Raw genomic sequence first — 17,779 nt, 5'->3', positions numbered from 1 at the left:
GTCGTGGGGGCGTTCGGGGCGGCCGGGCGGGGGCCCGGCCGGGCCGGCGGGGCACCCCTAAGGCTGCTGCTCCGAGGTGCCGCGCACGGCCTGGCGGAAGCTGCCGAAGCGGGCGGCGGACCGGGAGGCGGCCGCGGGGGCGGCCGGGGTGCGGGCCGCCGTGTCGGCGTCGGGCCCCTCGGGATGGGCGGCGGCCAGGGTCCGGCCGCGCCGCCGCTGGGGCAGTCCGCTCTCGCCGAGCACCGGGGTCTCGCCGGTGGATTCGCAGTCGTAAGCGGGATCGTCGCCGGGGGCGCCGGGGGTGCCGGCGGCGTCGTGGACGGGCTCGGCCTCGACGGGCCCGGGCGCGGCGGGGAGGGCCCGGGTGCGGGGCGCGGGGGGCTCCGGGGCGGCCGGGAGCGCGGGGGCGGCCACGAGCTCGGCGGGGCTGCGGCTGATCAGCTCCTGCGGGAGCATCATCAGGGCGCCGGTGCCGCCGCGCGCGGAGGGCCGGAAGGAGACCGTCAGCCCGTGCTTGCGGGCGAGGCGGCCGACGACGGCGAGGCCGAGGCGGGTGCCGGAGAGCCCTGCCAGGTCCAGGGACTCGGCGCTGACGGCCTGTTCGGCGCGGCGCAGCTGGACCTCGCTCATGACGAGTCCGCTGTCCTCGACGGTGATGATGATCCCGGCGGGCACCTCTTCCACGTACACGTGGACCTCGGCGGTGGGCGGCGAGAAGTTCGCGGCGTTGTCGAGGAGTTCCGCGAGGGCGTGCATGACGCCTTCGGCGGCGTGTCCGGCGACGGCGGCGTCGCTGGTGGAGTGCAGCCGGACCCGCTGGTAGCCGCCGATGCGGCCCATCGCGCCGCGCAGGATGGACTCCATGACGATGGGCTTCGCCCAGCGGCGGCCGGAGCGGGCGCCGGTGAGGACGGCGATGGAGTCGGCGAGGCGGCCCGCCTGGGCGGTGCGGTGGTCGAGGTACAGCAGGTCGCCGAGGACCGCCTCGTCGGCGTGCTTGTGCTCCATCTCCCGCAGGTCGGCCAGCATTCCGGTGGCGAGCGCCTGCATCCGGCCGGCCGCGTTGGCGGCCGCGGCCATGGCGGCGGCCCGTCCGGACTGGGCGCGCCGCAGTTCCCCGGCGAGCCGTTCGCGGGTGGCGAGCTGGGCCGCGGTCATGCTGTCGAGCTCGGCGGCGTGGTGGGCCGTCAGCTGCTCGACCTCGGCGGCGCGGCCGGCGGTCAGCTGCTCGACCTCGGCCGCGTGCGCGGCGAGGAGCCGGGCGCGTTCGGAGGTGTGCGCCGCCGCGTCGCGGGCCGCGTCGGCGGTGAGCCGGGCGATGTACGCGTCCCGGGCGGCCATCTCGCCCGCGAGGGCGGTGAGCCGGCCGCGCAGCAGGCGGGCGCTGCGCGACCACCAGGTGACGGCGCAGGCGGACACGGCGAGCAGGAACGACCCGCAGGCGGAGAACCACCCGAGGGGCGTCTGGACCGAGGCCGGGGCCGCGGACACGGCCGCCGCGGAAAGGGCGCCCGACGCGGCCGCGGTGACGAGCAGCGCGAGTGCGGAGGGGCGGAAGGGGGAGGGCGACGCCGTCATGTAGTCAAAGCCTCAAACCGGGCGTAAATGGAAGAGAGGGTTCCTGTGGCAACGAGGCACAACTATAAGAGGATTGCTGATCGTTTAGGAAAGGTCTTGACGATTATCACGCTGAGTAGCGCCCACTTAGGCTGCTTCTGGCGCGGTTTCGGGGCTATGCCATGGCATCCTGTGACGTCACAGCTCGCCGGACGGAATCGGCGGAGGGGCGTCCGGGGAATATGGGGAAGGTCATGAGGCTCTGCTTCCTGGTGGAGGAGCACTACCGTCGTGACGGCATGCCGAACGAGGTGATCCGGCAACTGACCGCGTGGGGGCACCAGGTGGACGTGGTGCGGCCGGGCGGCTCGCTGCTGTGCATGGGCGACGTCGTACGGTCGGGCGCGCACGACGCCTGGGTGCTCAAGACGGTCTCCGGCGGCCCCGGGCTGACCCTGCTCGAAGCGGCCGCCGCCGCGGGCCTGACCACGGTCAACGACGCCCGCTCGATCCGCGGCGTACGGGACAAGGCGCTGGCCGCCGCCATCGGCGCCGCCCGGGGCCTGCCCCAGCCGCAGACCTACGCCGTCGCCCGCCCCGAACTGCTCGCGGAGCTCCCCGACTCCGCGTACCCGCTGGTCGTCAAGCCCGCGGACGGCAGCTCCGGCCGGGCCGTGCACCTGGTGCCCTCGCCGGACCGGCTCGCCGCGCTGCTGCCCGAGCTCGCGGGCGAGGGCATGCTCATCGCCCAGCCGTACGTACCGAACCGGGGCACCGACATCAAGGTGTACTGCGTAGACGGGGAGCTCTTCGCGACCGAGCGCCGCTCCCCCCTGCACCCGGACGCCGGGGCCCTCGAACGCCGGATACCGCTGCCCGCCGAGGTGGCGCGGATCGCCGCCCGCGTGGGCGAGGTCTACGGACTGGACCTGTACGGGGTGGACGTGCTGCTGGGCCCCGACGGGCCGGTGGTGGTCGACGTGAACGACTTCCCGAGCTTCCGGCAGGTCCCCGACGCGGCCGCCCGGGTGGCCCGCGCCGTCCTGACCCTCGCCCGCACCGGCAGCGGCCTCGACTGCCCGCCCGCCCCGGCGTTCGCCCTGCCCGTGTCGATCCCGCTCCAGGTGGCGGCGGGGGCGGGGGACGGCGCGTGAGGGCCGGCCTGATCACCCCCGACGCCGGCCATCCGCTGCTGGCGGCCACCGCCCGGCTGCTCACCGCCGCCGGGCACGCGGTGGAGGTGCTGGACCCGGCGGCCGGGGCCGCGGCGGCGACCGGCCGGCCGGCGGACGTCTACCTGCTGAAGTCACGTACGCCGGCCGCGCTGGACCTGGCGCGGGAGCTGGAGCGGCGCGGCGCGCCCGTGCTCAACTCGGCGGCCGCCACCGCGGCCTGCCAGGACCGGACCGGCATGGCGGCCCTGGCGCTGCGCGCCGGACTGCCCTTCTCCCCCACCCGTACCTTCGGTTCGGTGGCGGAACTGGCGGAACTGGCGGAGCGGACGGAACCGGCGGAGCCGGGGGGCCTGGGGGCGCCGGCCCCCGAGCTGCCGTGGCCGATGGTGGTCAAGAGCCGGGCCAGCCGCAAGCACGACCTCGTCACCCGCGTCGACGGCCCGCAGGGGCTTCGGGCGCTGGTGGCCGCATGGGGCCGGGAGCCGGTCGTCGTCCAGCCGTTCGCGCCCAACAGCGGCTGGGACCACAAGCTGTGGGTGGTCGGGGACCGGGTCTTCGCGGGCCTGCGCCGCTCCGAACTCGCCACCGGGCCCGGGGAACCGGCGCGCAGCGCGGACCGTCAGGCCGACGGCCGGGCCGAACTGGCCCTGCGGGTCGGCGCGGTGTTCGCCCTGGACGTCTACGGGGTGGACGTGATCGACACCGGCGACGGCACCCCGCTCATCGTGGACGTCAACGCCTTCCCCGGCATCCGCGGCCAGGCCGGAGCTCCCGAGGCCCTCACCGCACTGGCCCTGCGGCGGGCCGGGGCCGCACGCTGACCGGCTTCCGGCGGGCCGCCGCCGAGGCCGGGGCGGGCCTGTAGCGTGCGGGGAAGTCGACGGGAGGCGGTCCGATGCGCGCGGTGGTGTTCGAACGGTTCGGGGAACCGGCGGAGGTACGGGACGTGCCCGACCCGGCGCCGTCGCCCGGCGGAGCCGTCGTCCGCGTCGAGGCGACGGGCCTGTGCCGCAGCGACTGGCACGGCTGGCAGGGCCACGACCCCGACATCACGCTCCCGCACGTCCCCGGGCACGAACTGGCCGGGGTGATCGAGGCGGTGGGCCCCGGGGTGACCCGCGTGCGCCCCGGGGACCGGGTGACCGTCCCGTTCGTCTGCGCCTGCGGCGGCTGCGCCGACTGCGCGGCGGGCGAGCACCAGGTGTGCGCGCACCAGACGCAGCCCGGATTCACGCACTGGGGCTCCTTCGCCGAGTACGTGGCCCTGGAGCACGCCGACGTGAACCTGGTGGCCCTGCCCGAGGAGCTCTCGTACGCCACCGCCGCCGCCCTGGGCTGCCGGTTCGCGACGGCCTTCCGGGCGGTGGTCGTGCGGGGCCGGGTCGCGGCGGGCGAGTGGGTCGCCGTCCACGGCTGCGGCGGGGTCGGCCTGTCCGCGGTGATGATCGCGGTCGCCGCGGGCGCCCGGGTGGTCGCCGTCGACACCGCCCCGGCCGCGCGGGAGCTGGCCCGCGCCTTCGGGGCCGCGCACGCCGTGGACCCCCGCGGCACCGGGCCCGGGGGCACCGCCGGGGCGGTCCGGGACCTCACCGGCGGCGGCGCCCACCTCTCGCTGGACGCCCTGGGCTCCCCCGCGACGGCCGCCGCGTCGGTGGCGGGACTGCGCCGGCGCGGGCGGCACGTCCAGGTCGGGCTGCTCCCGGCGGAGTCCGGCCCGGCGCCGCTCCCGATGGACCGGGTCATCGGCTGGGAGCTGGAGGTGCTCGGCAGCCACGGCATGGCCGCCCACGCCTACCCGCCGATGCTGGAACTGGTCCGCTCGGGAGCCCTGCGGGCGGACCTGCTGGTCACCCGTACCCTCCCGTTGGCCGCCGCCCCGGCCGCCCTCGCCGCGATGGGCTCGGCGCCGGAGCCCGGAGTGACGGTGATCCTGCCCGCCGGCTGACCGGCCCCGGGGCCAGGGCCCGGCTCCGGCTCAGGGGGCCACGTAGGCCGCGAGGTGCTCTCCGGTGAGGGTGGAGCGGGCGGCGACGAGGTCGGCGGGCGTGCCCTCGAAGACGATCCGGCCTCCGTCGTGGCCCGCGCCCGGGCCGAGGTCGATGATCCAGTCCGCGTGCGCCATGACCGCCTGGTGGTGCTCGACGACGATGACGGACTTGCCGGAGTCGACGAGCCGGTCGAGCAGCCCGAGCAACTGCTCGACATCGGCGAGGTGGAGGCCGGTGGTCGGCTCGTCCAGGACGTAGATCCCGCCCTTCTCCGCCATGTGCGTCGCCAGCTTGAGCCGCTGCCGCTCGCCGCCCGACAGCGTGGTGAGCGGCTGTCCGAGGGTCAGGTAGCCCAGCCCGACGTCGGCGAGGCGGCCCAGGATCCGGTGGGCGGCCGGGGTGTGCGCCTCGCCCGCGCCGAAGAACTCCTGCGCTTCGGTGACCGGCATGGCGAGCACCTCGCTGATGTCACGGCCGCCGAGGTGGTAGTCGAGCACCGACGCGTCGAACCGCTTCCCCCCGCAGTCCTCGCAGGTGGAGGCGACCCCGGCCATCATCGCCAGGTCGGTGTAGATGACACCGGCGCCGTTGCAGGCCGGGCACGCGCCCTCGGAATTGGCGCTGAACAGGGCCGGCTTGACGCCGTTCGCCTTGGCGAAGGCCTTGCGGACCGGGTCGAGCAGTCCGGTGTACGTGGCCGGGTTGCTGCGGCGCGAGCCGCGGATCGGGCTCTGGTCCACGAAGACCACCTCCGCGCCCGCCGGGATCGAGCCGTGCACGAGCGAGCTCTTGCCGGAGCCGGCGACGCCCGTGACGACGGTCAGCACCCCGAGCGGGACGTCCACGTCCACGTCGCGCAGGTTGTGCCGGCTCGCGCCGCGGATCTCCAGCGCGCCGGTCGCCTCGCGCACCGTCTCCTTGACCCGGGCCCGGTCGTCGAAGTGGCGGCCGGTGATGGTCCCGCCGGCCCGCAGCCCCTCGACGGTGCCCTCGAAGCAGACCGTGCCGCCCGCCGTGCCCGCGCCCGGGCCGAGGTCGACGACGTGGTCGGCGATGGCGATCGTCTCCGGCTTGTGCTCCACGACCAGCACCGTGTTGCCCTTGTCCCGCAGCCGCAGCAGCAGGCCGTTCATCCGCTGGATGTCGTGGGGGTGCAGGCCGGTGGTGGGCTCGTCGAAGACGTACGTGGTGTCGGTGAGCGAGGATCCGAGGTGGCGGATCATCTTGACGCGCTGCGCCTCGCCGCCCGACAGGGTCCCCGAGGACCGGTCGAGGGAGAGGTAGCCCAGGCCGATCTCCACGAACGAGTCGAGGGTGTGCCGCAGCGTCCTGAGCAGCGGCGCGACCGAGGGCTCGTCGAGGTCCGCGACCCAGGCGGCCAGGTCGCTGATCTGCAGGGCGCAGGCGTCGGCGATGCTGAGCGCGCCGATCCGCGAGGACCGCGCCCCCTCGGTGAGGCGGGTGCCCTCGCACTCGGGGCAGGTGGTGAAGGTGACCGCCCGCTCCACGAACGCCCGGACGTGCGGTTGCAGCGCCTCCTTGTCCTTGGACAGGAAGGACTTCTGGATCTTGGGGATGAGTCCCTCGTAGGTGAGGTTCACGCCCTCGACCTTCACCTTGGTCGGCTCGCGGTGGAGGAAGTCCCGCATCTCCTTTTCGGTGAAGTCCCGGATCGGCTTGTGGGGGTCCAGGAGCCCCGATTCGGCGTAGACCCGTACCGTCCAGAAGCTGTCGGACTTCCAGCCGGGGATCGTGAAGGCGCCCTCGGCGATCGACTTGGAGTCGTCGTAGAGCTGGGTGAGGTCGATGTCGGAGACGGAGCCCCGGCCCTCGCAGCGCGGACACATGCCGCCGGTGCGGTGGAAGGTGGCCTTGACCGTCTTCTTCGTCCCGCGTTCGACGGTGATCGCCCCGCTCGCCCGGACGGAGGGGACGTTGAAGGCGTAGGCGCCGGGCGGGCCGATGTGCGGCTGCCCGAGCCGGCTGAAGAGGATGCGCAGCATCGCGTTGGCGTCGGTGGCGGTGCCGACCGTGGAGCGGGGATCGCCGCCCATCCGCTGCTGGTCGACGACGATCGCGGTCGTCAGCCCTTCGAGCACGTCGACCTCGGGGCGGGCCAGCGTCGGCATGAAGCCCTGGACGAAGGCGCTGTACGTCTCGTTGATCAGCCGCTGCGACTCGGCGGCGATCGTGTCGAACACCAGGGAGCTCTTGCCCGAGCCGGAGACTCCGGTGAACACGGTCAGGCGGCGCTTGGGGATCTCGATGCTGACGTCCTTGAGGTTGTTCACGCGCGCGCCGTGGACGCGGATCAGCGCGTGGCGGTCGGCGGCGTGCCGCGCCGGGGCGTCCGCGTCCGTGGCCGCGTCCGTGGGGGTGTCCGTGGCCGTGGCCGTGTCCGTCCTCGGGGCCTTGCTCATGGTGTCTCCATCTGTCGGACGGGGCCGGCCTGGGGCGCCGCCGGTCGTCGTGCGTCGTGCGTCGTGCGTCGTGCGTCGTGCGGTTCTACGGCGTCGGGGGCGGCCGCGGCGACGGCCGCGGCCGCCCCGGGCTCAGCGGTCCTGGATCAGCCCGAGGACGTTCCCGTCGGGGTCGGTCACGGTGGCGGTCAGCCGGCCGCCGCCGACGTCCTGGGCGGGCTGGAGCACGGTGGCCCCCGCGGCGGTCACCTCGGCGATCTTCGCCTCGATGTCCGGGACGTGCCAGTACGCCACGGGCGAGGCCGGGCTCTGCGGACCGCCGGCGGGCACCAGGCCGATCTGCTGGCCCGCCGCCTCGAAGCCGACGTAGTAGGGGCTCTCGGTCGTCGGCCGCACGCCGAGCAGGGCGGCGTACACCTCCGTGGCCTTGGCCAGGTCGGAGACGGGGTGCAGGACGGTCTTGATGCCCTGGGTGGAAGAGCCGTTCATGGTCGCTCCTGAGGTCGTGTGTCGTCCTCCGTCACGCTAGTCGCGCCCCCGTGGGCACGCTTCTTCATTCCTGACCGCTTCCGGCGCGCCCGTCGGACGGCCGGGGGCACCGATGGTTTCCGGCCATCTGCCTGCCACCTCGTGGCCATCCGGGACTGCCAGCATGCCGACCGGAAGCAAAGTTGTACATACAACTTCACCGGCCGGCCGCCCCCCCTGCCCCGACCCCGACGGGAGTCCCGATGTCCTCGACCGCGATCACCGACTCGCCCGCGCCCTGGCTGCGCGACAACTGCCCCTGCGGCGCCTGCCGCGATCCGCGCAACGGACAGAAGCTGTTCCAGATCACCGACCTGCCCGCCGGCCTCTCCGTCGGCTCCGTACGCGAGGTGAGCGGGGCGGCCGGCCCGGACGGCGCGGGATGGGAGGTGGTGTGGGAGCCGGACGGGCACCGCTCGTTCTACCCGGCCGACTGGCTCGACGCCCACGCCCCCGGGGGCCCGCGCGGTACCGGCGGCGACGGCCGCACCGAGGCCGACAAGGAGCTGTGGGCCGCCGCCGACCTCGCGGGACGGCTGCCCGGCGCCTCGTGGGAGGCCTACATCGGCGACCGCTCGGTACGGATCCGGGCGCTGGAGAGCGTGCGGCGCCTCGGCTTCGTCCTGCTGCGGGACGTGCCGCGCCGGGACCGGATGGTGCTCGACGTGGCGGCGACCTTCGGCTTCGTGCGCCGGACGAACTACGGGGAGCTCTTCGAGGTCCGGGTCGAGCCCGACCCGAACAACCTGGCCTTCACCAGCGCCCTCATCACCCCGCACACCGACAACCCGTACCGGGACCCCGTCCCCACCGTGCAGCTGCTGCACTGCCTGCGCAACGAGGCGCGGGGCGGGGACTCCGGGCTGGTGGACGGCTTCCACGCGGCCGCGCTGCTGCGCCGCGAGGACCCGCGGGCCTTCGACGTGCTGGCCCGCGTGCCGGTGGAGTTCACCTTCACCGACACCCGTACCGAACTGCGCGCCCAGCGGCCCCTGATCGACGTCGACCCGCTCGGCCGGATCCGCGAGATCCGCTTCAACAACCGCTCCATCGGGACCCTCCACGAGAGCGCCCCGGTCCTGGCGGAGTTCTACGCCGCCTACCGCCGCTTCGGCGAGCTGCTGCTGCGCCCGGAGCTGCGCCTCGACTTCCGGCTCGCCCCCGGAGACTGCCTGATCTTCGACAACACCCGTCTGCTGCACGCCCGTACGGCCTTCGCCGAGACCGGCGCCCGCCACCTCCAGGGGGCGTACGCCGATCTCGACGGGCTGGGCTCCGCCCTGGCCGTCCTGCGCCGCGACGGGGCCGCCGCGTGAGCGCCGCGACCGGCGGACCCGGCCCCCTCGACCTGCTCGCCGGACTCTTCGAGGGCGAGGGCAGCGCCGAGTACTTCGGCGAGGAGGTGACCCAGGCCGAGCACATGCTCCAGGCGGGCGCCCTCGCTGAGGCGGCCGGGGCCCCCGACCACCTGGTGGCCGCCGCGCTGCTGCACGACATCGGCCACTTCCACGGGACGGTCACCGGCCGCGACCTGATGGAGGACGGCCTGGACAACCGGCACAGCCACACCGGCGCCGACTGGCTGGCCCGCTGGTTCGGCCCGGAGGTGACCGAACCGGTACGGCTGCACGTCGCCGCCAAGCGGTACCTGTGCACGGCCGAGCCGGGCTACTTCGGCCTCCTCTCGGAGGCCTCGGTGCACACCCTGCGCGTCCAGGGCGGGCCGATGGACCCGGAGCAGGTACGGGCCTTCGAGGCCCTGCCGGGAGCGGCCGACGCGGTTGCCGTGCGGCGCTGGGACGAGCGGGCCAAGGACCCGCTGATGGACCCCCCGGACTTCGCGCACTTCCGGCCGCTGCTGGAACGGCTGCTCCGTGCACACGGCTGAGCCCACCGGTCCGGCGGACGCGCGCGCCGGGCGGCGCGGCCCGCGCCGCCCGCGCGGCCGCGCCCGTCAGGGCCGCAGTCGGCGGCCCAGCGCGCTGGCCGCCGTCGAGTGCGCCGTGAAGGCCACCGTCCCCGGCAGGTAGCGGTCCTGCGACCACTCCACCGGCGTGCCCGCCGGGTCGGTGGCGCGCCGGCGCTCGCGCAGCAGCGCCTCGCCCACCCGGCAGCCCAGCAGCCGCGCGTCCTCCGCGTCAGCGGGCGCGATGTCGATGGTGTGGTGGGCGTCGGTGAACAGCACGCCGTGCCGGGCCAGCCGTTCCGAGTACGAGACGGTGTCCGCCGGCATCGCCGCCACCAGGACGCCGACCGCCTCCGGGTACGTGGTGCGCTCCACCATCACCGGCGCACCGGACAGGGTCCGCAGCCGCCGCACCCGGTACACGGCCGCCCCGGCGGGGATCCGCAGCTGCTCCGCCTCCTCGGCGTCCGCCGCGCCCCGGTCCACCGCGACGGTCCGCCCGCCCGGCTCCTCCCCCAGGGAACGCGCCCAGCGGGTGAAGCTGCGCAGTTCGCAGGCCGCGTTCTCCTCCGCCGGGCCGCCGAGCACCACCCGGCGGGTGCCCCGGCGGGAGGTGATCAGCCCATCGGTGCGCAGCGCCGCCAGGGCCTGGCGGACGGTGCCCCGGGAGACGGCGTGGCGGCGGGCGAGTTCGTCCTCGGCGGGCAGCCGGGCGCCCGATCCGTACTCCCCTGCGGTGATGGCCGCGCGCAGCTCCTCGGCGAGCTTCAGGTAGAGCGGCGTCCGGCCGGGGGCCCGGCGGGGTGCGGGAGCCTCCTGCGGCGGGCGCGGTTCCCGGGGGGCGGGTGCGGGTGCTGCTGCCTGCGGTGCCTCGTTCACGGGGTCCAGCCTGCCACGGCGGCCGGGGCGGCGGGCGCCCCGTTCGACCCGGTCCCCGCCCGCCTCCCATACTGGGGCCGCATGAAAGGAGCCACATGAGAGGGAAGGACATGCCGCGCAGCAGCCCGCTGGTGCCGGACGGCGTGCGGGCCGAGCTGGCGCGGCACGACTGGGCGGCCGTCACCTGCGGTTGCGGCCGTCCGGCGGCGCACCTGGAGGACACGTTGTGGGACGCGGCGGAGGGGCATCCGGCGGCGTTCCACGCCCTGCAGGGGCACGTGTTCACCGGGACCCGGCTGTGGCCCCCGGCACCGGCCGCCTGCGCGGTGCTGATGGCGGTCTGGGCCGCCGGGCCGCCCCGGCAGTCGGGCCGCGAGGCGCTGCTGTGGACGCTGCTGTCCCTGCTGAGCGCCGAGGACGACGGGGACACCCACGGGGCGGGCCTCTACGGGCAGGTCGCCGCGCACGTCCGGACCGGCCTGCCGCTGCTGGTCGGCGTGCTGGAGACCGGCCCGGGGTCCGTCTGCGGGGCCTACGCGGAGGGCATCCTGGAGCTGCTCGTCCTGTCCGCCTGAGCGCCGGCCCCGGGACCGGCGCCGGTGACGCAGCCGCGCAGGACCTCCGGGGTGACGTCCTCCAGGGACCGCGCGAAGGTGCGGGCCGCCGAGGCGGGCACCTCCAGCAGCGAGGGCACCACCAGGACGGGGCAGCCGGCGGCCTCGGCGGAGGCGGCGCCGTCCGGGGAGTCCTCCACGGCGACGCACCGCGCCGGCGGGCGGCCCAGGCGCGCGGCGGCCGCCCGGTAGGGGTCGGGATGCGGCTTGGTCCGTACCGTGTCGTCGGCGGAGACGGTGAAGGCGAAGGGGACGTGCGCCAGAGCGCCCCCGACCACCTGGTCGACGACCACCCGCGGTGAGGCGCTGACCAGCGCGAAGGGGATGCCCTCGGCTTCCAGGGCGGTGAGCAACCGCTGGACCCCGGGGCGTACGGGCGCCCCGGCCGCGACCCGGCGGAAGAAGCCCTCCGTCAGCTCGGCGGCGACCTCCCCGGCCTCCCCGCGTCCGGCCACCCGTACGAGGTGGGCGGCGGTGTCGGGGACGGCGCGGCCGACGACCTCGGGGGCGTCGGCCGGCCCCAGGCGGTGTCCGAGCCGCTCGGCGGTCCGCGCGGTGGTCTCCCACCACAGCACCTCGGTGTCGACGAGGGTGCCGTCCATGTCGAAGAGCACGGCGGCGAGTGCGTTCACGCGGTCCTCGCCACGACGAGCACGGGCCGCTCGGCCGGTCCCACGGCGGCCCGCGCGCCCGGGGCCAGGCCGGCGGCGTCGCGCGAGGGCAGGTCGGCCTTGACGCGGGTGCCGTCGGCGAGGTCGAGGTGGAGGCGGGTGACGGCGCCGAAGAAGGAGGCGGCCGTGACGGTGGCGTTGCCCTCGGGATCGGCGGTGACCGTGAGGTTCTCGGGGCGGACCAGCACCTCCACGTCCGGGGTGGCCGGGACGGGGCCGTCGACGGGCAGCCGGGTGCCGGAGACCTCCACGAGGCCGGAGTCCGTGAGGCGTCCGGGGAGCCGGTTCATGGTGCCGACGAACTCGGCGACGAAGGGCGTCGCGGGGCGTTCGTAGAGTTCGGCGGGGGCGGCGCACTGCTCCAGCTTCCCGGCGTTCAGCACGGCGACCCGGTCGGCCATGGACAGGGCCTCCTCCTGGTCGTGGGTGACGAACACGGTGGTGATGCCGAGGTCGAGCTGGAGGCGCCGGATCTCCTCGCGCAGGTTGGCCCGTACCTTGGCGTCCAGCGCGGAGAGCGGTTCGTCGAGCAGGAGCACGCGCGGGCGCAGGGCCAGGGCGCGGGCGAGCGCGACGCGCTGCTGCTGGCCGCCGGACATCTGGTGCGGGTAGCGCTCACCGTGGTCGGGCAGGCCCACCAGGTCGAGGAGTTCCGCGGCGCGCTCCCGGCGCCGGGCAGCGGGGACCTTGCGCACGCGCAGGCCGAAGGCGACGTTGTCGCGGGCGCTGAGGTTCGGGAAGAGGCTGTACGACTGGAAGACCATCCCGGCGTCGCGGCGGTTGGCCGGCACCCGGGTGATGTCCTCGCCGTCGACCAGGACCTCGCCGGAGTCGGGCGTCTCGAAGCCGGCGAGGACGCGCAGGGCGGTGGTCTTGCCGCAGCCCGAGGGGCCGAGCAGGGCGAGGAGTTCGCCGGGCTCGACGCTCAGGTCGAGACCGTCGAGGGCGATGGTGGAGCCGAACGCCCGGCGCAGGGACCGGAATTCGACGCGCGCGCCCGCGGGGGCGGCGGGGTCGGCCGGCTTCCGCGGCGCGAGGAGGGTCGTGGACATGTGGGTCAGGACTCCTTGCGGGAGGTGGCGGGGGCGGAGGAGACCGTGGCGGGGGCGGTTCCGGCCCGCGAGAGGACGAGCAGCAGCAGCCAGGTGATGAGGAGGCTGAGGATGGAGACGGCCACCGACATCCGGGCCTGGGCGCCGGAGATGGAGACGATCCACACGGCGAAGGGCTGGAAGCCCAGCAGCGAGGCGATGGTGAACTCGCCAAGCACCAGGGCCAGGGTGAGGAAGGCCGCTCCGGCGAGCGAGGCCCGCAGGTTGGGCAGCAGGACGCGCAGGACCACGTGGGGCCAGCTCGCGCCGCAGCTGCGGGCGGCTTCCACGAGGGTGGGGACGTCGACGGCGCGCAGGCCCGCGTCGAGCGAGCGGTAGACGAAGGGCAGCGCCAGCACCGTGTACGCGAGGACCAGGACGAGGGGGAAGTCCTCGTCCTGGACGGCGATGAAGGTCTGGTAGAGCGGGGTCCGCGAGAGGTGGTCGGGCCCCCAGCGCAGCACGGTGGTGATGCCGGTGACCAGGGCGATGGGCGGTACGACCAGCGGCAGCATGCACATCACCTCCACGACGGGCCGCAGCCTCGGCGAGCCGATCCGTACGGCGACCAGCGCGGGCACGGCCAGCAGCAGGGACAGCGCGATGGTGGCGGCGGCGAGGCCGAGGGAGAGCAGCAGGCTCCGGGTGAAGCCCTCGGCGCCGAGCAGCTCGGTGTACGCCTCGAAGGTGAGGCCCTGGCCGGGCACGTGCACGGTGAAGACGAAGGAGGCGAGAAGCGGGAGCAGGAAGTACGCGCCCGCGAGGGCGAGGACGGCTCCGCGCCAGACCCGGGGCCGGGGGCGGCGGCCCCGCGCGGGGGCGGCCGGTGCGGCCGGTGCCGGGGCGGCCGGTGCGCTCGCTTCGGTGCTGTCCGCCCGGGGGGCGGTCGGGGTCATCGCAGCCATCGGGCGCTCCGTCGCTGGAGGGGCAGGTAGACCGCCATGACCAGGCCGGCGATCAGGATCATGTCGAGGCCGAGGGCGAGCGCCACGTTCTCCTGGCCGGTGAGGACGTTGCCGGAGAGGGCGTCCGCGATCTTCAGCGTGACCAGCGGTACGGAGCCGCCGACGAGGGCCGCGGCCGTGGCGTGCGCGGCGAAGGCCGTACCGAAGAGGAGGACGAACCCGCCGAGCAGGGAGGGCGCGAGCACCGGCAGGCCGACGTGTCGCCAGAACTGCGCTCCGGTGGCCCCGTTGTTCTGGGCGGCCTCCCGCCACTGCGGGCGCAGTCCGTCCAGCGCGGGGACGATCACCAGGACCATCAGGGGGATCAGGAAGTACAGGTAGACCACGGTGAGGCCGGTGAAGGAGTACAGGTCCCAGCCCAGGTCCGTGAGGTTCGCGAGCTGGGTGACGACCCCGGAGATGCCCGCGGTGGCGATGAACGCGAACGCGAGCGGTACCCCGCCGAAGTTGGCGAGGACGCCGGAGGCGGTCAGCGCCGCGGAGCGCAGGGCGGTGGAGCGGGAGCTGACCAGGGCCTGGGCGATCAGCACGCCGAGGACTCCGCCGAGGAGTGCGGTCAGGGCGGCGAGCTGGACGCTGCCGGCCAGCGAGTCGAGGTAGGGGCCCTGGAGGGAGCGCGCGAGGTGCTCTCCGGTGAGGCTGGTGGCGCCGGTGGCCGGGTCGGTGCGGGTGACCGCGCCGAAGGCGATGGCGCCGAGCGGGACGCCGAAGCAGAGCCCGGTGAAGACGAGGAGCGGGAGGGCGGCGAGCCAGGTGCGCGGGCCGCGCCGCCGGCGGCGCGGGGTGGTGCCGCCGGCGGTCCCCTGCTGGGGGGTGATGGGTGCGGACATCAGCTGAGGGCCTTGTCCCACTTCTCGGCGAGGGTGGCCTTGGCCTTGTCGAGCTCGGCGGAGGCCGGGACGGCCGGGGTGCCCTGGACCTGCGGGAGCTTGGTGACGGCGTCCTTGTCGGCGGTGCCGTCGGCGGCCATCACGGGGAGCAGTACGGGGCGGGCGTGGCCCTGGAGCCAGATGTTCTGGCCCTCGGCGCTGTAGAGGAACTCCATCCACAGGCGGGCGGCCGCCGGGTTGGGGGCGTCCTTGTTGATGGCCTGGGAGTAGTACTGGGCGTAGACGCCGTCGGAGGGGACGGAGACCTTCCAGTCGACGCCCTTGCCCTTGAACTGCTCGGCGTAGCCGGCGTTCAGGTAGTCCCAGTCGATCGAGATGGGGGTCTCGCCCTTTTCGACGGTGGCCGGGGTGGACTCGACGGGGATGAAGTTGCCGCTCTTCTTCAGCTGGCCGAAGAAGTCGATGCCGGGCTGGATGTCGGCGAAGGAGCCCTTGTTGGCGAGGGCGGCCGCGTAGACGCCGCCGAAGGCCGAGCCGGACTTGGTCGGGTTGCCGTTGAGGGCGACCTTGCCCTTGTACTCGGGCTTGAGGAGATCGGCGAAGCTCTGCGGGCAGTTGGGGACGCGCGCGGCGTCGCAGCCGATGGAGACGTAACCGCCGTAGTCGTTGTACCAGCGGGCGTCGGCGTCCTTCTGGCCGGCCGGGATCTTGTCCCAGGCGGCGACCTTGTAGGAGGCGAAGAGGTTCTCGCCGGCGCCGCTGCGGGCGAAGGCGATGCCGAGGTCCAGGACGTCGGGGGCGCGCTTTTGGCCCTTGCGGGACTTGACGGCGGCGATCTCGTCGGCGCTGGCGGCGTCCGGGTTCTCGCTGCTGATCTTGACCTTGGGGTACTTCGCCTGGAAGGCCTTCATCATCTGGCCGTAGTTCGCCCAGTCCGGCGGCAGCGCGATGACGTTGAGCTGGCCCTCCTTCTCGGCGGCGGCGACGAGGGCCGCCATGCCTCCGAGGTCGGCCGCCGAGGCCGCGGTGCCCGGCTGGGCGTTGCCCTTGGCGTCGCCCGGGGCGGTGGCGCCGGGCTTCGGGTCGGGCGCTGCGCCGCACGCGCTGAGCGTGGTCAGGACGGCGGCGCCGAGCAGTACGGCCGCGCCGCGGCGGGCGGAGGAACTGAGCACGGTCTCTCCCGGAGACGAAGGGGGCTGCGCTTGTCAGATTCACTTGTCTGAACAAGTTGGCTCCAGTTCGCCCGGGCCGGCTGTACGGACGGTGAACGGCGGCTGGACCCGGGAGCACGGCTCAAGGAAGAGAAGAGGAAGACAAGAGAATGACCGAAAGGCGTCGTGACAGAACGGGTCCGGGCGATCCTCGATGATGATCAAGACCTTCGGGCTCCCGGAGGCCGGCCGCGGTACGTCGCAGCGAGGGGGAACGGCATGGGAACGGTGCGGTATCTGGAGATCGCGGAGGAACTGCGCCGGGCGATCCTGTCCGGCGCCTACCCCGTGGGCGGTCGGCTGCCTTCCGAGAGCGATCTCGCCGCCCGCTGGTCGGCCTCGCGCGGCACGGTGCGCCAAGCCGTCGCCACGCTCGCCGCCGAGGGGCTGATCGGTTCCAGCCAGGGTGCGCGCAGGATCGTCCTGCGCCACGAACGCCGCCACAGCTTCGGCGAGTTGAACAGTTTCGCGCAGTGGGCCGACGGGGTGGGCCACGAGGTGCGCAGCCGGTTCCTGACGCGCACCCGGCGGCCCGCCACCGCCGAGGAGGCCGAGCGGCTCGCACTGCCGCCGGGCACGGAGGTGCTCGCCGTGCTGCGGCTGCGGCTGCTCGACGGGGAGCCGACGATGGTGGAGCGCACCGCCTACGCCGACTGGGTCGCGGCGGCCGTGGAGGCACTGCCCGAGGACTGCCGCTCCGTGATGGACAGCCTGGCCGCGGACTCCGGGATCGTGGCGCACTACGGGGAGCACCTGATCGACGCGCTCGCCGCGGGCAGCGAGGACGCCCGGCTGCTGGAGATACGGCGGGGCAGCCCGGTTTTGCGCCAACGCCATGTCTCCGCGACGCGCACGGGCCGCCCGATCGAGTGGTCCGACGACCGCTACCGGGCCGGCAGCGTCACCTTCAGTGTGAGCAACTCGGCGGTAGCCGCTCCCCTGGAGCGCCATCCGGGGGGCGGCGAGCGCTGAGACGGGGGCCGGGGTGGGGGCTGAGGCGGGGGCCGGGGTGGTGGCTTCGTCAGCGGGGCGGCGCGGTCTCGTCGATCGCCCCCGGCAGCCAGTCGTCGGTGTGGCCGAAGGGGAAACCGAGGCGGGTGGCGCGGCCGTTGTCGAGGGCGTAGGCCCGGTCGAAGGAGAACGGCGAGGCCTGGCCCCCGTCCGCCACGATCCGGTGGCGCGGCCCGCGTCCGAGCCGCTCGCCGACCGCCCCGGTGAGGCCGGTCACGGTGAGCGGGCCGTGGGAGGCGGCGTTGACCGGCCCGGTGAAGGTCCCCTCGGCGGCCCAGGCGAGGAACCGCGCGATCTCCAGGTGGTGGATGAAGGAGGTGGCGTACGGAGCCTCGTGCACGTCGACCGGAAGGCCGGCGCCGATCCGCTCCACGTAGTGCGCGAGGCGGCCGGTGAAGTCCTGGGCGCCGCCCCCGAGGACGTGCCCGGAGCGGACGCTCACGTACGGGAAGGCGGGCTCGCGCAGGAACACCGCCTCCGCCCGCCGCTTGTCCCCGGCGTAACGGGCGGCGGCGGCCCCGGCCGCGCGCGGAAGGCCGCGCAGCGGGTCCAGCGAGCTCTCGGTCATCCCGCCGGCCGGGGCCTGGGCCCGCGGGCCGGCGAAGGTGGCGGGGTCGTACACCTCCATGGTGGAGGTCATCACGTACCGTCCGGCCCGGCCCCCGGCGAAGACCCGGCGGGCGACGGCGGCTTGGTGCGGGGTGTAGCAGACCTGGTCGATGACGGCGTCGAAGCTCCGGGCGCCGAGGGCTGCGCGCAGGGCGGGTTCGTCGTCGCGGTCGGCGGCCAGGTGGGCCACGCCGGGCGGCGGCGCCGAGGAGCCGCGGTTGAGGACGGTGACCGCGTGGCCCGCGTCGCGCAGCAGGGTGACCAGGTGCCTGCCGAAGTACCGGCTCCCGCCGATGACCAGGAATTCGCTCATGCCGTCGATCC

General features: G+C 74.8%; 17 protein-coding genes. 7 read left to right on the top strand and 10 right to left on the bottom strand.

Annotated features, from left to right (window positions below; genetic code table 11):
- Positions 1-57: 57 nt before the first annotated feature.
- Positions 58-1,578, bottom strand: a complete 1,521-nt coding sequence (locus tag ACFYYT_RS02555; RefSeq protein WP_351826556.1) for an ATP-binding protein — start codon at positions 1,576-1,578, stop codon at positions 58-60.
- Positions 1,579-1,811: 233 nt separating this feature from the next.
- Here ACFYYT_RS02555 and ACFYYT_RS02550 point away from each other — a divergent pair, with 233 nt between their 5' ends.
- The 3 genes from ACFYYT_RS02550 to ACFYYT_RS02540 all read left to right on the top strand — a co-directional run bounded on the left by ACFYYT_RS02550 (position 1,812) and on the right by ACFYYT_RS02540 (position 4,677).
- On the top strand, positions 1,812-2,711 hold the full coding sequence (locus ACFYYT_RS02550; RefSeq protein WP_351826557.1) for a hypothetical protein: 900 nt from the start codon (positions 1,812-1,814) through the stop codon (positions 2,709-2,711).
- Complete coding sequence (locus tag ACFYYT_RS02545; protein ID WP_351826558.1) at positions 2,708-3,553, top strand: alpha-L-glutamate ligase; 846 nt, start codon at positions 2,708-2,710, stop codon at positions 3,551-3,553. The genes ACFYYT_RS02550 and ACFYYT_RS02545 overlap by 4 nt, the downstream gene beginning before the upstream one ends.
- A gap of 74 nt (positions 3,554-3,627) precedes the next feature.
- Positions 3,628-4,677: a zinc-dependent alcohol dehydrogenase family protein gene (locus ACFYYT_RS02540; protein ID WP_351826559.1), complete on the top strand. Its 1,050-nt coding sequence runs from the start codon at positions 3,628-3,630 to the stop codon at positions 4,675-4,677.
- 30 nt (positions 4,678-4,707) lie between these two features.
- Here the strand turns inward: ACFYYT_RS02540 and ACFYYT_RS02535 are convergent, their stop codons facing one another.
- The gene (locus tag ACFYYT_RS02535; RefSeq protein ID WP_351826560.1) at positions 4,708-7,140 is read right to left on the bottom strand and encodes an excinuclease ABC subunit UvrA; all 2,433 of its coding nucleotides are present in this window, start codon (positions 7,138-7,140) and stop codon (positions 4,708-4,710) included.
- Between the two features lie 132 nt (positions 7,141-7,272).
- Complete coding sequence (locus ACFYYT_RS02530; RefSeq protein WP_351826561.1) at positions 7,273-7,629, bottom strand: VOC family protein; 357 nt, start codon at positions 7,627-7,629, stop codon at positions 7,273-7,275.
- 242 nt (positions 7,630-7,871) lie between these two features.
- Between ACFYYT_RS02530 and ACFYYT_RS02525 the strand changes: the two genes are divergently transcribed.
- Together ACFYYT_RS02525 and ACFYYT_RS02520 are read left to right on the top strand one after the other, a co-directional pair.
- Positions 7,872-8,984 (top strand): TauD/TfdA family dioxygenase, encoded by a 1,113-nt coding sequence (locus ACFYYT_RS02525; protein ID WP_351826562.1) that lies wholly within the window; start codon positions 7,872-7,874, stop codon positions 8,982-8,984.
- A complete protein-coding gene (locus tag ACFYYT_RS02520; protein WP_351826563.1) occupies positions 8,981-9,556 on the top strand; it encodes a phosphonate degradation HD-domain oxygenase in 576 nt (191 codons plus the stop codon). Before ACFYYT_RS02525 ends, ACFYYT_RS02520 begins: the two co-directional genes overlap by 4 nt.
- A 66-nt stretch (positions 9,557-9,622) precedes the next feature.
- Here the strand turns inward: ACFYYT_RS02520 and ACFYYT_RS02515 are convergent, their stop codons facing one another.
- Positions 9,623-10,453, bottom strand: a complete 831-nt coding sequence (locus ACFYYT_RS02515) for a GntR family transcriptional regulator (protein ID WP_351828380.1) — start codon at positions 10,451-10,453, stop codon at positions 9,623-9,625.
- Positions 10,454-10,548: 95 nt separating this feature from the next.
- Here ACFYYT_RS02515 and ACFYYT_RS02510 point away from each other — a divergent pair, with 95 nt between their 5' ends.
- Positions 10,549-11,028, top strand: coding sequence for a hypothetical protein (locus ACFYYT_RS02510; RefSeq protein WP_351828383.1), 480 nt, complete (start codon positions 10,549-10,551; stop codon positions 11,026-11,028).
- On the opposite strand, the gene ACFYYT_RS02505 is transcribed toward ACFYYT_RS02510, so the two are convergent.
- The 5 genes from ACFYYT_RS02505 to ACFYYT_RS02485 are packed head-to-tail and all read right to left on the bottom strand — an operon-like array spanning position 10,986 to position 15,796.
- A complete protein-coding gene (locus ACFYYT_RS02505) occupies positions 10,986-11,699 on the bottom strand; it encodes an HAD family phosphatase (protein ID WP_351828386.1) in 714 nt (237 codons plus the stop codon). The genes ACFYYT_RS02510 and ACFYYT_RS02505 overlap by 43 nt on opposite strands.
- The gene (locus ACFYYT_RS02500; protein ID WP_351828388.1) at positions 11,696-12,790 is read right to left on the bottom strand and encodes an ABC transporter ATP-binding protein; all 1,095 of its coding nucleotides are present in this window, start codon (positions 12,788-12,790) and stop codon (positions 11,696-11,698) included. The genes ACFYYT_RS02505 and ACFYYT_RS02500 overlap by 4 nt, the downstream gene beginning before the upstream one ends.
- Positions 12,791-12,795: 5 nt before the next feature.
- The gene (locus ACFYYT_RS02495; protein ID WP_351828390.1) at positions 12,796-13,734 is read right to left on the bottom strand and encodes an ABC transporter permease subunit; all 939 of its coding nucleotides are present in this window, start codon (positions 13,732-13,734) and stop codon (positions 12,796-12,798) included.
- Complete coding sequence (locus tag ACFYYT_RS02490) at positions 13,722-14,624, bottom strand: ABC transporter permease subunit (protein WP_351828392.1); 903 nt, start codon at positions 14,622-14,624, stop codon at positions 13,722-13,724. The genes ACFYYT_RS02495 and ACFYYT_RS02490 overlap by 13 nt, the downstream gene beginning before the upstream one ends.
- Positions 14,624-15,796, bottom strand: coding sequence for an ABC transporter substrate-binding protein (locus ACFYYT_RS02485; RefSeq protein WP_388606796.1), 1,173 nt, complete (start codon positions 15,794-15,796; stop codon positions 14,624-14,626). Before ACFYYT_RS02485 ends, ACFYYT_RS02490 begins: the two co-directional genes overlap by 1 nt.
- A 258-nt stretch (positions 15,797-16,054) precedes the next feature.
- Here ACFYYT_RS02485 and ACFYYT_RS02480 point away from each other — a divergent pair, with 258 nt between their 5' ends.
- Positions 16,055-16,807 carry a GntR family transcriptional regulator gene (locus ACFYYT_RS02480; protein ID WP_351828395.1) on the top strand — a complete coding sequence of 251 codons (753 nt, stop codon included), beginning with the start codon at positions 16,055-16,057 and terminating at the stop codon, positions 16,805-16,807.
- A gap of 49 nt (positions 16,808-16,856) precedes the next feature.
- On the opposite strand, the gene ACFYYT_RS02475 is transcribed toward ACFYYT_RS02480, so the two are convergent.
- On the bottom strand, positions 16,857-17,768 hold the full coding sequence (locus ACFYYT_RS02475; RefSeq protein ID WP_351828398.1) for an NAD-dependent epimerase/dehydratase family protein: 912 nt from the start codon (positions 17,766-17,768) through the stop codon (positions 16,857-16,859).
- Positions 17,769-17,779: the final 11 nt, after the last annotated feature.

It is taken from the genome of Streptomyces sp. NPDC002032, from assembly GCF_042890765.1.
In the GTDB taxonomy this organism is placed as follows: domain Bacteria; phylum Actinomycetota; class Actinomycetes; order Streptomycetales; family Streptomycetaceae; genus Streptomyces.
Note: the sequence above shows the minus strand (reverse complement) of the source record. Positions and strands in the feature narration are given on the sequence as shown.